This window comes from Paenibacillus amylolyticus (assembly GCF_003719335.1).
Taxonomy (GTDB): domain Bacteria; phylum Bacillota; class Bacilli; order Paenibacillales; family Paenibacillaceae; genus Paenibacillus; species Paenibacillus amylolyticus_D.
The window spans coordinates 138132-152534 of sequence record NZ_RIAS01000003.1 but is presented as its reverse complement, the minus strand read 5'-3'; the positions used below and the strand labels follow the sequence as shown (position 1 = coordinate 152534).

Genomic DNA, 14403 nt, shown 5'->3' with positions numbered 1-14403 from the left:
AAGAGGCAAGCCAAAAGAGAAGTACACCTGTATTTCGACAAAATAATTAGCAGTAAACATCATACTTGATTGGTTAAATGAGACTAAAATACCATGTTATTTACATTTAATAAATTGTAAAATGTGGATATCTCATTTCACAGGAGGATGATCTGATTGAAAAGGTTAAGACCACTGCTAATTATTTTGATGAGTACGATCTTTGCTTTTACTTTACCTGGAATTGGGCAGAGTACGACCGCTTCTGCTGCCACTGCGCGGACACCTATTGTCTTTGTTCATGGATTGACAGGGTCGGACAGCAATTTTGCTTTAATTGAGAGATACCTACGGGGTGAAGGATGGTCAAGTGATGAATTATTTGCCATGGATCTCCCGAGCAAAGCAGGGAATCAGCTGTTGAACTCTGCGGCGATCAGCCGATTTGTGGACGATGTGCTTCGCCAAACGGGGCATTCTAAAGTTCATATCGTTGCACATAGCATGGGCGGAGCTAACAGCCTGTACTACATATTGAACCGCGGAGGCAGAGATAAGGTGGATAAATTGATTACGCTGGGCGGGGCGAATCGGTTGACAACGAACAGCGCACCAAGCGGCATTAGAGTTACCTCAATCTATTCAACCAGCGACACCATTGTTTCGCCTCTTTTATCCAGACTGGACGGGGCAAACAATATTTCCGTTAATCTGGTATCTCATATCGGATTGCTCTATAACTCAAGGGTAAATGCATTGATTAAGGCCGCACTCATCGAATAGGGTGGTTTAAGAACTTATATACTCATCATATATTAGCGCTTATAACAAGACTGACCACTTCTGGTCAGTCGTTTTTTTCAAGACTAAGGTGGTGCTCACAACCCCATAAGTTGAAAGATCGAAAACAATCCAAGGATAGAACAAGGCAGCGTCATCACTGTGTTGTGTTTTTTGCGTTTGCCTGCATTTCAGGGTGCTGTAGATGCTTTTCAATCCATACTTAACCTTCTAAGCATGATAAGATAGTATATTAGTATGAATAAAACGGCTTGTGTTCGAGGAAGGCGGGATGGGATGTATCATGTAGCGATATGTGACGACAACGAGCAACAGCGAGAACTGGTGAGGCATATGTTGACAGTGTTCTCGCTCAAAACCAATATCGAGTTTCATATCACGATGTTCAGTTCAGGAGAACAACTTCTGGCTCATTATAAAGATCAGAGAGAGACGTTTCACCTGCTCATTCTGGACGTAGAGATGGGTGGGTTGAATGGTATACAGACAGCACAGGAAATTAGAAAACTCAAGATCATGGATGTGCAAATCATGTTTTTGACCAGTTATCCGGAGTATATGGTTCAGAGTTTCGATGTCATGACGTTCCAATATTTGATCAAGCCGATTCAAGAGGCTGTACTGGAAGAGAAGCTGATCAAACTGCATCAATATTTTCAAGCTATGGATAAAAAGTATCTGGTGATTAAATCAGATTACGATGATTTGATGTTGAAATATGAAGATATTTTATGGATTGAGGTGATCAAAAGCCTCACGGTTAAAAACAAGCTAAAGGTGATTACTCGTGATAACTCTTATGAAACCAAAGGTATTCTATCGGCTTATGCTACAACGCTGACAGAGCACGGTTTTATGCAAATTCACCGATCTGTGCTTATTAATCTAATGCATGTACACAAGTTCACGGGGGCACAAGTCACGATGCTGGATGGAACCTCTTTACCTATAGGTCGTTCCAAAATCAAAGAAGTCAAGGATACGTATACCAAATACATGATCATGAGGGTTCAGTAAAATGATTATTTTGCAACTGGTACCCGTCTTTGTTATGACCCTGCTCATGACGTTTCAAGCCAATTATTATTTTGATGCTGTGCTGGGCAAATCCAGACGTAAACCCCGCAGAACGATCTATTTTGTTGTGTTTATCCTGCTCGATTTCTTTTATTTGGCTACGCGTTTACCTTCTTTTCTTTCGACTTCGCTTGCATTGATCTTTATCTTTACTCTGGCACAATCCTACCGGGTAGAATTAAAACTGAAGATTATGTTTACGGTTATGTATGCAGCACTGCTAACAACAGTGAACATCATTTCAGTGTATATTCTGAGTGTGATTGATGGAATTGACTATCTGAAAGAGGCTCTCTATGGACCAGAAGCTCTATGGTTGTTCACCAAAGTGATGCTGTTAGGATGCAGCATTATGTTTGTTGTGATCCCCATTGTTCATCTCATTGCCAAACGCAGGAGCTTCAGAGTGCATCATCGGTCTTATCTTTTATTTTTGATCGTAACTGCGATTACGGTGTACCAGATCAATGTCATTTCAATATATAGCGAAAAAAATATTTTTTATATTTTTTCGGTGCTAGGCTCCCTTTTTCTCAATGTATTTATTGTATATGTGTTTGATAATATCGTGGAGAAGGCGCATCTCGCTCATGAGAATGAACAATTGCAGCGGCAGATGGATTACCAGGATGCCAACTACGAAAAGACCGTGCACAGTTTCAAAAGCATTAAAAGTATTATCCACGATATCCATCAGCAGTTTCTATATATCGAAGAGTGTGTGAAACGTAACGAACTTGCGGCAGCAACAGAGCATATGCATGTTACTATGAACACCATTGAGCATGCTTACCAACGTGTGAATAGCGGTAATCTGGTCATTGATGCTCTGGTTACGAATACGCTGACCGTCGGGCAGGCGAACGGCATTCGAATCGATACGCGCATCAATCTCCATTCTCAGCATATAGGCATTGAACGGTATGATTTGTGTGTGGTGCTCGGAAATATCCTGGATAATGCAGTTGAAGCATCCAAGAAAGTACGCGTCGCCGAGGATCGTTATATCGTAGTATCTATTTATTCCACAGCTTCTGCTCTGGTAATCCAGATTATGAATCATACAGCCCAACCGGCAACGGATCTCAACAGTGACAAAACGGATTCAGAATTTCATGGTTTTGGCCTGACCAATATATCCAGAATATGCAATAAATATGGAGGGCACATGACCATTGAGCAAGCACAAGGGTCTTTTAACAATATGGTCGTTCTTCCGTACAACAAAAACAACGTCTGAACTGTCGTTCAGGGGTTGTTTTTTTCCATTCGGGGTTCTTTTCCGCTGGCTATGCCTTTGCCGGATATGATGAATTCATTCAAGTATATCGATCTGAAGGAGGAAGTATGGAATGAAAAGGATAATTACGGTTTTGTGTGCGTTTATGCTTATTATCATGCCTGTAACTGGAGTCAAGGCTGAGGCGACTGAAAAGCAGGCGATTCAAGCGAAAGCTAAACAAATCGCTGACATGCTGGTTCAGAATTACGGCGTCACAAGTCTGCAATATGCGATTATGGAAAATGGGGAAATGATTTTATCGGACGGCGCTGGATTTCATGATAAGGCGAACCAGAAAGCCGTGGACAAAGACACCATGTACGGTATAGGCTCCGTAAGCAAAATGGTAGTCACTACTGCGGTCATGATGTTGGTCGATTCTGGTGAAGTTGACCTGGATCAGCCACTTACCACGTATATTACCGATTTCAAAATGGCAGATCCCCGCTATAAGGAAATCACACCGCGTATGTTAATGAATCATTCATCCGGCTTATATGGTTCGCAGTACGGAAACAGCATACTGTTTAATGATAACGATACACGTAATCATGATGAACTGCTGATCAAACTTCAGGCCGAACGTCTCAAGTCTAAACCCGGGGAATACTCGGTCTATTGCAATGATGGCTTTCAATTGCTCGAGATTTTAGTTGAGCGCGTGAGTGAACTAAGTTACAGCAAATATGTGGAACAGTTTATAAGTAAGCCGTTGCAGCTCGATTCTACGAAGACACCACTGGATTCTTTCGACAGAGGAAAATTAGCTGCAACCTATTGGCCAACATTTAAACCGAAGATGCCTGTTGAAAATGCGAATATCATCGGAACGGGTGGCATTTATTCAACGGCTGAGGAGTTAACACAATTTGCGGAGTTGCTGATGGGCAATCGCCCGGATCTTCTATCGGAGGCTTCTGTTAAAGCGATGCAAAGTCCAGAATATCGCAAAGGTATCTGGGTATCTGACGAAATCAATTCGTTCAACTTTGGACTCGGCTGGGATGCTGTAGAACTTGCTCCATTCAGTGAGTATGGCATTAAAGCACTGACCAAGGGTGGCGATACGATCATGTATCACGCTTCATTAATTACGATTCCAGAGCACGACATATCCATGGCTGTGTTATCCTCAGGTGGATCTTCTGTTTTTGACCAGATGTTTGCCTCTAAAGTGTTGCTGGAAGTACTGAAGGAACAGGGCATCATTGATAACATCAAACCGGATCGTACCTTCTCTGCGCCAGTTCAGACCGAGATGCCTGCTGAGCTGCAAGATTACTCCGGTTTGTATGGAACCGTTGGTGCAACAACGGAAATCGATATTAAGAATGGAGCATTCACATTACCAGCTATGCTGGGCGGACTAATTGCTGAACAAAAGTATGTGTATACAGGTGACGGGTATTTTACCAGCAAGGACGGAAGTGTGAAAGTAAGCTTTGTGAAAGAAAGCAACGCCAAGACCTATGTGAAAGTTCAAGGATATCTTAGCTTGCCAGGACTTGGACAGATGGGGATGAACACGTACGATTACCAAAAGCTGGAGCCTAACAAGCTGGATGCAGTTACCCAAGAGAAGTGGGTTGCACGGAACGGTTTGAACTATTTTGCGCTGGACGAAAAAATTACATCGCTCTTCTACCTGGTTCCATCACAGCTCATTAAAAACTTCAAGGTCAACACAGAGCACGGTTATGTGAATGGGACGCAAATTAAAGATGTGAACCATACCGTTAATGTTGCAGAGATCCCGATTATGAATGGCCGAGATGCTTTTGACCTGGAATTAATGAAGAAAAAGGATGCAGAAATTTTAACCCAGAACGGACAGCAGTACATTTCGGAAAAGGCGATTCGTCCTATTTTTAGTGGGAAATCAGGAATTGCGACCATTCCAGCAAATGGTCAAGCGCGCTGGTATGCGATTGACGGGAAATCTGCTGAAAAGACGATAACGGTGGATTCTCCTGAGCAAGGTGGTTACGCGGTTTATAATGATCAAGGTCAGGTGCTACAGTTCTCTATCGCGACTGGCGAACAGACAACCAAACTTCCGAAAAAAGGATTTATTGTATTTGGGGGTAAAGCCGGGGATGTCTTCCAGATTCGTTTAAAATAAAAAAACGATTTGAGTACAATATTCATTACAAAGGGCTGCCGTAAGGCGGCTTTTTGTATATTTGAATTTTCTTCATTCAGAATGGTACATTTTGGATGAGTGCTACGTTATATAAGTGATGGCATACATCTACTTTCGTCAGGAGGAATAACGACCATGGAATTAAAAACTAAACATTCTACTTCTGTAACTCACAAGACACGTAAACTGAAACCCGTTATCGCTGGACTGACCGCTGGAGTACTCATGCTACAATGCGCTGTCGCGGCTTTACCTTCCCAAGTTTATGCTGAGCAAGCAGATATCTCCGCACGTAATTGGTATGCCGGACAAAACCTGCATTTACCTGAATTGAAACCTTCTTGGACGGCTAAGGTCGATAATTATCTGAACATGAACGAATCATTTATAGCGAGTAACGCTGTTGCAGAAGATGGGAAAATATTTACGTTTAGAGATTCAAAACTAATCGCGCTGGATGCAAAGACAGGCAAGGTATTATGGACTTATGGCAGTAAATTAACGCCAACGATAGCTTATCTGGATGGTGTTCTCTACGGACTTAGTGGTAGTCACAAGCCTTATGCTTTGAATGCCAAAACGGGCAAAGTGAAGTGGCAGTCCGACATAGCGGTTGCTAGCGATACTGATCCTTATACCAAAGCTGTCATCCCGACCCCCAATATGTTATACGTTATTTACGGTAGTCAAACCTATGCATTCAATATGAAGTCAGGTAAACTTCAGTGGAAAGCTAATGAATCGGCTGGAGAAGGGAATGGAACAGAGTATTTGGTAGAATCCGGGGGCGTTGTCCTTCGAAGTTTCATGGTGCAGGGTGCTCTGACCTCTATTCAGCTTAACGCTTATGATCAGAAAACAGGCAAGAAACTATGGGGCAAATTCGGTCAGGGAGATGCCATTCAGATCAAAAACGGACTTGTCTATTCGGTGGATTATCATTCACCCATGCTAGAGGATGATGAGTCCTCACCCGTTCGAAAATGGACGATCAACGTATATAACTTGAAGACAGGAGCGTTAAAAGGAAGTCAAGAATACAGCTGGAATCTGTCTGGACAAGCCCCATATGTAAATGGTCGTGGAGGAATTATGGCCTTCGAAGGCAAGCTGTATATGGAACAGGACGGCAAAATTGCAGAGTATGCGCTTGATCAATATAAGTCTGGAGATGCCCCATTACGCACATTCTTGAAACCTTATGGCGAAAATATGGAAATGCTTGGTGTCGCACAGCAGCGTTTGATATTCAGAAATCCTGCCAATGGAGAACTTGCTGCAGTTAAGCTGGCTAATGGACAGAATGTTTCATGGAACGGGGATGCTCCTGTTTCGCAGATTGATATATATGGAAAAGGGTTGTACCGGGCACAACGCAATGGCACAATGGTGGCGATTAATATGGTCACAGGCCAACCCGTTTTTCGTGTGAAAACGGGGGGAGATATGTATAATCAAACGCTAAAAACGGGAGATACGATCATTATACATTCGGAAGGTAAAATCGCAGGAGTTAGGTTACCTGCATCTTTAAAGTAAGTTTTAACGCGCCTGATTTGACTTCGAGTTTACTCTAAGGTGTAGACTGATTATGGAAGTCCCAACAGGGATTAATACGATAAGCAGCTATAAGTGAGAGTATGAAGGAGCTGAATCAAATGAATATGAACAAAGAGACAAGAACAGTGCAACAGAATATACATTCAGGTTTTGACAAGAGCAGTACAGCGGATGAGGTATTACGCGGACTGGATCTATCAGGGCAGCTTGCCGTAGTGACAGGCGGATATTCCGGTCTGGGACTGGAAACGACACGTGCATTGGTGCGAGCGGGAGCAAATGTTGTTGTGACTGCGCGCAGACCAGAAGTTGCGCGTGAAGCTTTGGCAGATCTTGAGAACGTGGAAGTGGACGAGCTTGATTTGGCTGACTTGTCCAGTGTTGCTGCATTTGCGGAACGTTTTCTGGCAAGCGCACGCAGCATCGATATGTTAATCTTGAACGCAGGTATTATGGCCTGCCCAGAGACCCGTATTGGTGAGGGCTGGGAAGCACAGTTTGCTACGAACCATCTGGGACATTTCGCGCTAACCAATCAATTGTGGCCTGCGCTGGTCAGTGAAGGTGGAGCCCGTGTCGTTTCGCTTTCCTCCGCAGGGCATCATTTCTCACCCATCCGCTGGCATGATATTCATTTTGAACAGGGATACGAGAAGTTCCCGGCATACGGTCAGTCCAAAACAGCGATCAGCTTGTTCACGGTAGAACTCGATAGACTTGGCAAGCAGCATGGAGTTCGTGCATTTGCTGTACATCCGGGCGGAATCATGACTCCCTTACAGCGTCATATGCCCAAAGATGAGATGGTTGCTCTCGGTTGGATTGATGAATCCGGCAACGTGGCTAATCCGGGGTTCAAATCACCGGAGCAGGGTGCAGCAACCCAGGTATGGGCCGCAACTGCTCCCAAGCTTGAAGGCATGGGTGGTGTGTACTGTGAAGATTGCAATATCAGTGAGATGGCTCCCGAAGATGGCGGTTTTTACGGTGTGAAGCCGTACGCCATTGATGCTGAGCAGGCGGAGCGCTTATGGGCGTTATCTGCTGAATTGACGAAGACGGACATTCCGGCTAACGGACGGGAATGAAGCGGACTTCTATTCAGAAGCTAGAGAATGTTAAGAATATGTGGTAGAATGTTCAAGCGCAGCGGTTTATAAATCCGCAGCGCTATTATTTTTTATGCCTGACGATCTAATAAATGTTGTTCATTTATAATTTAACGTGTACTTGAGTACCTATTCAGCAAATAGGGGAATATCATTATAGTACACGGTTGAATTTCATCAGTATGTACAGGGAATTATGAGGATAGATTGTCATCGGAGTGTGTTTCGATTTACAATGTAGGAATCATGTTCTTTTTGAAGAACGCAGGGAGAGAAAATCATGAATATTTTTGAGAATCATATACCTAACGAAAAAGTGAAATGTAATGAACCGCTAAAAAATCATACGTTTATTCAAATTGGAGGCAAGGCCGATATTCTCGTTCATCCGACCACGGTGGAGGAGATCACCAAAGTGGTGGAAATAGCGAACAGCCATCAGTTGCCGCTGACCGTTATTGGCAAAGGCTCTAACGTTATTATTAAGGATGGAGGCATCCGGGGAGTCACGATTTCGCTCAGCCGCTTCGATCAGATCGAAGTCAGTGGAACACGCATCATGGCACAAAGCGGCTCCGATATTATTGACGTATCTAGAGCAGCTTTGGCACATAGCCTGACGGGAATGGAATTCGCCTGTGGCATTCCTGGTAGTACAGGAGGCGCTCTATATATGAATGCCGGTGCTTACGGTGGTCAGATCGCGGATGTAATTGAAAAGGCTACGGTCATTACCCGTGAAGGCAACGTTGTTGTTATTCCACGTGAAGAGATGAAGCTGAGTTACCGCAATAGTCTCTTCAAGATGGATCATTATATTATTTTGGATGCCGAGTTTACGCTTAGCGAAGGGAACAAAGAGGAGATCTCCAGCAAGATGAAGGAATTAACGTTCCTGAGAGAATCGAAGCAGCCTTTGGAATACCCTTCTTGCGGAAGTGTGTTCAAACGTCCGGAAGGACATTTTGCCGGTAAACTAATTCAGGATTGTCAATTGCAAGGCACCCGCATCGGTGGGGCTGAAATTTCAACCAAACATGCTGGATTTATCGTGAACGTGGATCACGCCACTGCCAAGGATTATGAGGATCTGATTCAGTTTATTCAGAAAAAGGTGTGGGATACGTTCCAGGTGGAATTAGAAACTGAAGTGATATTCCTTGGAGAATATTAATTCAGGACAGGATATAAAGATGGAGCACTAGGCCATGCCTAAAGCATGACTATACTATGTGCCGTTAATGAGATGAAGCCGCCGATTGGCGGCTTTTTTGTCGTAGATTATAGAAATGAAAGAACGATTATGATAATTATGGTAATATTAGATGGGTTTGTGTGTTGAATTAATTATTATCTATTTTTAAAAGGAGGCCCGAGCATGAGTAAAGGAAAGGGAAACATTCTCAAGATTATAGTCGTAACGATAGCGCTCTTAGCGATCTCTGTGATATCGGGATACACCTATATGTATATAAAAGAAAAGCCAGGTGGTCTGGCGGATCGGACATTGTCCAAAGCTATGGGACTGGACGAAACCATGTCGATTCCGATCGGCAGTACTCCTGAGGATGCAGTTCAACAATTCAGGGAGTCAACCTCTAATACCCGTTTAGTTCATCAGGAGCCTGTTGACGACGGGATGATCTTGTTTACGCAGAGAAAAAACAGTGAAGCAGCAAGTAATTTGCAGTTGGAATACGTACGAAAAAATAGTTTTGGGTGGAAGTGGGTGTGGGGCGGAGGTTATGGAATAGGGGATATAGATCCGTCTGAGTATGCATTGTATTATATGAATTTACCAAAGCTTGACGGGATAGACACTCCTTTTCCGATGGTATTTGGTACAATCGAGCATCCGGGTATCCAGCGTGTAACTGCTGAAACAGAGCAGAACGGCTCCATGTCCATAACGGAAGCCAAATTGATCAAAACAGATATGGGAGAGTATGTCTGGTTTATGATGCTGCCTTCATCGGAGGGTACACCATATACCGTTAAAGTATATGATGAAGAGGGGAAACAAGTTGGAAGCAAGCAAAATGAAATGGTAAACGATAGCGGATCAGTGACGCTGGGGAAAAGGTCAGCGTCAATGTGATCCGGACATAGCTCTCTTTGAAGCTATTTCGCTGTGCGATTGGCTTTCACATATTTGAGCTGTGCAACGATGATTACACTGATAATGACCAGCAGAAACCATGAACTGATCTTGCTGAAGCTTACCAGTTGCCAACTCTCATGCTGATCCGGATATTTCCAGCCATTAAAGAAGGTAGCGATATTTTCTGCCAGCCAGATAAAGAACCCTACGATAATGAAAGCAAGGGATAAAGGCATACGGTAGGTTGTATGGCGTACGCGGTAGATAATCCACGTTTTCCAGAAGACGACAAAGACCAGTGCTGTCAGCCACCAGCGAAAATCCGGGATAAAGTGATGCGTGAAAAAATTAAGATATATCGCTGCGCCAAGTAACATAGAGGGAGCCATGCCCGGCCAGCCGGTCATATCCATACGCAGCCTTCGCCAGATCTGGCACATGAAGCTGGCTACACTGGCGTACATAAATCCGCTGTAAAGCGGAACGCCCAATATTTTACTATACGCAGGTTCCGGATAAGACCATGATCCCATATGTACTTTGTAAATCTCCAGCAGGAGACCGATCAAGTGGAACACACATATGACCTTGATTTCATCCAATGTCTCTATCCCACTGCGAAACATCAAATATTGAACAGCAAGCAGAATAAGCAGGATTGCATCATAGCGATGGATATAAGGAAATGGAATGACCGTTGAAAGAGCCAGCGTACCAAAAATAGCTACGGGAAAAATGCAGCTCATGGCCTGATGATAGCCAAAATGTAATAACTGAATGATTGATTTCATAGGAAGTAGCTCCTTTTTGACACTTCTGATCTCAAGTAAATTTGAAAGTGTATAATTACTTAATATTAATCTAATCGATATTGTACCATTTGAAAAATAGAAAAAAGTGAAGAAGAAAGTTCATATTTTGTTCAAGTGTGCAGATTAGGTCTGGGATCGATAGAAAGAAAAAACGGAATAAAGTGAGTAAACGTAGGCTAAAGCCCTGTCATTTTATGCATGGGAGCAGCTTTAAATGTATATTCTTTGTTGCATATGATAAAATGGAATTCATACTTTAACATGAAACAGGGAGGCCGTCATGCAACTGATACAACCACAAGATATCCAGCTTCGGCTCGATCGCCTTGTTAATCAGGATGTATATATGCATCTTGAGATGACAACGGGCGCTTACGCTCAACATTACGATAGTTCACGGCATCCGGCTTCGGCTTTTATCACCAATGCGGCCATTCGATATACACAGGGCTCTATTTCAGGTGAGGGACCCTACCGTGTCGGTCTGAAGACGACAGATGGCTGGGTCTATGCTGAAGGGCTCACCCATATTGATGAGCAGGAACAAGATAGATTGATTATGGCCGGCCATGATACCCAGGGCAAACTGGTTGTGGCTCTGCAGCTGAGCCGGGAGAAGTTCTAATGGAAGTGGAGGAACAACATATGACAAAGAATGCACACGATGAGCATCAACGCATCCTGGTGGTTTATCCTCATCCAGACGACGAAGCATTCTCCGTATCGGGTACGTTAGCCAAATACATTGATTCTGGAGCACAGGTTACATATGCTTGTCTAACGCTGGGTGAGATGGGACGTAACATGGGGATTCCGCCGTTTGCGAACCGCGTGACCTTGCCATCTATCCGCAAAGAGGAGCTTATTGAAGCAGCTAGTGCCATTGGTATTCAAGATTTAAGAATGCTGGGCTTTCACGATAAAATGGTAGAGTTTGAAGATCCTCAATTGCTGGATGGCAGCATTATGGCTCTTCTTGAGGAGATTAAACCATCACTGGTCTTTACATTTTATCCTGGATACAGTGTTCACCCCGATCATGATGCGACAGGAGCCGCGGTGATCAGGGCTGTTAGCCGTCTACCGCTGGAAGAGCGTCCTGTCGTTCACTGCGTAGCTTTTTCTAATAATCATGAGCAGCATATTGGCAAGCCAGATGTAACCGTAGATGTCTCCCAATTTCTGGCGCAAAAACTGGCCTCGATTCGTGCCCACCGCTCGCAGTTTCAAGCCGCAGAGTTGCTTGGTAACCGCAAGCTAAACGATGAAGAACTTCAAGCACGCTTTGGGCGTGAACGGTTCTGGACCTATCCATTTGCATAAGTTCAAAGCTACTAAAGCCGCCAAATTGGCGGCTTTTTTTCATTCACTCACAATTTGGACACAAAAGAAAGCAAGCTATAGCCTAATGGGGCTATATGGGAAATCTATCATTTTCGATACACTGTGTGAAGGACTGGGATAACGCTTTACTGCGGCAACAATAAGAAGGAACGGAGGGAAGTGGTGATGATATGAATGCAAAATACAGGAGTAAAAATATGAACATTGATAAACGATTCAGGCTCGGGAAACGTCTTCTGGTTGCCCTCATTGTGATCGGACTGGGGCTCCTTCCAGTGTTTCAAACTACCGTGAATGCTACTGGGGTCACTGGAGATCGTGAATCCATCCTGCTTCAGCCCATTATAGACCAAGCGGATACCGGTGCGGTTATTCATCTTGAATCTGGTCGATATGCAGGCCCCGTTCTCATCTCTAAAGCACTCACTCTCATTGGGGATGATTCGGTTACCATCCATAATGAACAGGAACAAAGTGCGATATCCATTCAGGCGGAAGGTGTGAAATTGGAAGGGTTTACAATTGAACATAACGTTCGTCAGCCAGCAGCAGCTGTGCAGATTACGGGCAGCAATAACGAAGTATCTGACCTTAAGCTTCGTACCAAGGGAGCTGGTTTGCTTCTACGTGATGCGACTACTTCTGTAATACGAAATAATTCAATTCAATGGGCAGGTGCAAGCACAGCATCCAGCAGTCAAAAAGGCAACGGAATAGAACTCTACAATTCACATAACAGTAGGATTGAAGAGAATCAAATTCAGGGCGTGCTCGATGGAATCTATCTGGAGAACAGTCGAAACGTGGCGGTGAACGATAATCGTTTCATGCAAACCAGGTACGGTATTCATTGCATGTATATCGATGGGTCATCTGTTACGAATAACACAGGAGAAGGTAACATGACAGGTGCCATGATCATGGGTGTGAAAAATACGATTGTGTCAGGCAATACCTTTCGCAAACAAAGTTCGAATGTTCATTCCCAAGGGATCTTGCTCTATGACGTGCATCAGTCCAAGATCCACAGCAATACAGTAGAGGGCAATCGTGTGGGCATGAATATCGCTGAATCCTCAGGCAATGAAATTGATGACAACGGCTTAATCCGTAATTTCGTTGGAATCCAGATGGTGCTTGCTGAGGGAAATCAATTTACGAAAAATCGATTTATCTCCAACGTTATTGATGCCTCGACAATGGACAGCAAGGATAATATTTTGAAAGAAAACTATTGGGATTCATTTCAGGGACTCGACCTGAATCACGATGGAATCAGCGAGCTTTCCTATGCAATCAACCCGTTCTATGAACAATTAATAAGCAGAAATGCTGCATATCAACTGTTTTTTCAATCACCGGGTATGGTCTTTCTGAGTGAGTTGCACTCGGAAGGGAAAAGCAATTGGACAACAGATGAATCACCGCAAATGAGCATTGTGAAAAACGATACTGAAGTTTCAGGAACATCCGGAACATTCAAGACAGATGGAACAAATGTGGAAACCCAATCAAGTCTGGTTATGATAATTGGTTTAATTCTACTTGGTTTGTCTGCAAGTACGATGATCTATATGGGGGTATGGAGAAAATGAATAAACGTTGGATTTTGGCAATGGTTTTGCTGTTAGGTACTGTGATGTTAACGGCGTGTGGGCAGAAGTATGCGGCTGTGCCCATTAACGAGGATGTGGATATCTGTGCGATCTGTAATATGCAGGTGAAGGATGATGCGTTTGCAACACAGCTTACAACGAAGGACGGTAAAAACTTCAAGTTCGATGACCTTGGCTGCATGAATGAATGGAAAAAAGAAAATGGAACAGACAACATTGGCATGGACTATGTACGTGATTATAACGATAAAGAATGGATCGAATTCAATAAAGCGACCTATGTATATGACCCTTCACTCAGAACACCCATGGCCTATGGCATTGTTAACTTCAAGGATAAAGCTGCTGCCGAGGCTTTCGTAGCCGAGCAGGGTGTAGGCAAGGTTATGACTGCGGATGAACTTGCTTCTCATGATTGGACTCAGAATATGGATAACATGAATATGGACGGAGACGGGCACGGACATGGTCACGATGAGGGCGGGACGGATCAAGGCTCGAAGCATGATATGGGTGAAGATATGAGCAAAGATATGCATCAAGAAGGTGAGTCGAAAGAAGGATCAGGCAGCCACTGAT

At 43.7% G+C, this 14403-nt stretch carries 13 protein-coding genes; 12 read left to right on the top strand and 1 reads right to left on the bottom strand.

Going from position 1 to position 14403, the window contains the following annotated elements; genetic code table 11:
* Positions 1–189: 189 nt before the first annotated feature.
* From EC604_RS07460 to EC604_RS07425, 8 genes are all read left to right on the top strand, one after another.
* Positions 190–762 (top strand): esterase/lipase family protein, encoded by a 573-nt coding sequence (locus EC604_RS07460; protein ID WP_429350822.1) that lies wholly within the window; start codon positions 190–192, stop codon positions 760–762.
* Between the two features lie 294 nt (positions 763–1056).
* Positions 1057–1797: a LytR/AlgR family response regulator transcription factor gene (locus tag EC604_RS07455; RefSeq protein ID WP_123063552.1), complete on the top strand. Its 741-nt coding sequence runs from the start codon at positions 1057–1059 to the stop codon at positions 1795–1797.
* Position 1798: 1 nt separating this feature from the next.
* The gene (locus EC604_RS07450) at positions 1799–3097 is read left to right on the top strand and encodes a sensor histidine kinase (RefSeq protein WP_123063551.1); all 1299 of its coding nucleotides are present in this window, start codon (positions 1799–1801) and stop codon (positions 3095–3097) included.
* 112 nt (positions 3098–3209) lie between these two features.
* Positions 3210–5261, top strand: coding sequence for a serine hydrolase domain-containing protein (locus EC604_RS07445; protein ID WP_123063550.1), 2052 nt, complete (start codon positions 3210–3212; stop codon positions 5259–5261).
* A 156-nt stretch (positions 5262–5417) separates the two neighbouring features.
* Positions 5418–6821, top strand: coding sequence for a PQQ-binding-like beta-propeller repeat protein (locus EC604_RS07440; protein WP_123063549.1), 1404 nt, complete (start codon positions 5418–5420; stop codon positions 6819–6821).
* Positions 6822–6940: 119 nt separating this feature from the next.
* Positions 6941–7930, top strand: a complete 990-nt coding sequence (locus tag EC604_RS07435) for an SDR family NAD(P)-dependent oxidoreductase (RefSeq protein WP_205127917.1) — start codon at positions 6941–6943, stop codon at positions 7928–7930.
* Between the two features lie 301 nt (positions 7931–8231).
* Positions 8232–9125: a UDP-N-acetylmuramate dehydrogenase gene (gene murB / locus EC604_RS07430; protein WP_123063548.1), complete on the top strand. Its 894-nt coding sequence runs from the start codon at positions 8232–8234 to the stop codon at positions 9123–9125.
* A 204-nt stretch (positions 9126–9329) separates the two neighbouring features.
* Positions 9330–10049 (top strand): hypothetical protein, encoded by a 720-nt coding sequence (locus tag EC604_RS07425; protein ID WP_123063547.1) that lies wholly within the window; start codon positions 9330–9332, stop codon positions 10047–10049.
* Positions 10050–10072: 23 nt separating this feature from the next.
* Here EC604_RS07425 and EC604_RS07420 read toward each other — a convergent pair whose 3' ends face one another.
* Positions 10073–10843, bottom strand: coding sequence for a DUF817 domain-containing protein (locus EC604_RS07420; protein WP_123063546.1), 771 nt, complete (start codon positions 10841–10843; stop codon positions 10073–10075).
* A 301-nt stretch (positions 10844–11144) separates the two neighbouring features.
* Here EC604_RS07420 and EC604_RS07415 point away from each other — a divergent pair, with 301 nt between their 5' ends.
* The 4 genes from EC604_RS07415 to EC604_RS07400 all read left to right on the top strand — a co-directional run bounded on the left by EC604_RS07415 (position 11145) and on the right by EC604_RS07400 (position 14402).
* A complete protein-coding gene (locus EC604_RS07415) occupies positions 11145–11489 on the top strand; it encodes a YojF family protein (protein ID WP_123063545.1) in 345 nt (114 codons plus the stop codon).
* Positions 11490–11509: 20 nt separating this feature from the next.
* Complete coding sequence (bshB2, locus tag EC604_RS07410) at positions 11510–12187, top strand: bacillithiol biosynthesis deacetylase BshB2 (RefSeq protein WP_123063792.1); 678 nt, start codon at positions 11510–11512, stop codon at positions 12185–12187.
* A 218-nt stretch (positions 12188–12405) separates the two neighbouring features.
* Positions 12406–13803 (top strand): right-handed parallel beta-helix repeat-containing protein, encoded by a 1398-nt coding sequence (locus EC604_RS07405; RefSeq protein WP_123063544.1) that lies wholly within the window; start codon positions 12406–12408, stop codon positions 13801–13803.
* Positions 13800–14402 (top strand): nitrous oxide reductase accessory protein NosL, encoded by a 603-nt coding sequence (locus tag EC604_RS07400; RefSeq protein WP_240036707.1) that lies wholly within the window; start codon positions 13800–13802, stop codon positions 14400–14402. Before EC604_RS07405 ends, EC604_RS07400 begins: the two co-directional genes overlap by 4 nt.
* The last annotated feature ends 1 nt before the right edge of the window (position 14403 follow it).

Bases quoted from the DNA above. Each gene is read 5' to 3' on its own strand.
- EC604_RS07460 (WP_429350822.1), top strand. From the start codon at position 190: ATGAGTACGATCTTTGCTTTTACTTTACCTGGAATTGGGCAGAGTACG.
- EC604_RS07455 (WP_123063552.1), top strand. From the start codon at position 1,057: ATGTATCATGTAGCGATATGTGACGACAACGAGCAACAGCGAGAACTG.
- EC604_RS07450 (WP_123063551.1), top strand. From the start codon at position 1,799: ATGATTATTTTGCAACTGGTACCCGTCTTTGTTATGACCCTGCTCATG.
- EC604_RS07445 (WP_123063550.1), top strand. From the start codon at position 3,210: ATGAAAAGGATAATTACGGTTTTGTGTGCGTTTATGCTTATTATCATG.
- EC604_RS07440 (WP_123063549.1), top strand. From the start codon at position 5,418: ATGGAATTAAAAACTAAACATTCTACTTCTGTAACTCACAAGACACGT.
- EC604_RS07435 (WP_205127917.1), top strand. From the start codon at position 6,941: ATGAATATGAACAAAGAGACAAGAACAGTGCAACAGAATATACATTCA.
- murB (WP_123063548.1), top strand. From the start codon at position 8,232: ATGAATATTTTTGAGAATCATATACCTAACGAAAAAGTGAAATGTAAT.
- EC604_RS07425 (WP_123063547.1), top strand. From the start codon at position 9,330: ATGAGTAAAGGAAAGGGAAACATTCTCAAGATTATAGTCGTAACGATA.
- EC604_RS07420 (WP_123063546.1), bottom strand. From the start codon at position 10,843: ATGAAATCAATCATTCAGTTATTACATTTTGGCTATCATCAGGCCATG.
- EC604_RS07415 (WP_123063545.1), top strand. From the start codon at position 11,145: ATGCAACTGATACAACCACAAGATATCCAGCTTCGGCTCGATCGCCTT.
- bshB2 (WP_123063792.1), top strand. From the start codon at position 11,510: ATGACAAAGAATGCACACGATGAGCATCAACGCATCCTGGTGGTTTAT.
- EC604_RS07405 (WP_123063544.1), top strand. From the start codon at position 12,406: ATGAACATTGATAAACGATTCAGGCTCGGGAAACGTCTTCTGGTTGCC.
- EC604_RS07400 (WP_240036707.1), top strand. From the start codon at position 13,800: ATGAATAAACGTTGGATTTTGGCAATGGTTTTGCTGTTAGGTACTGTG.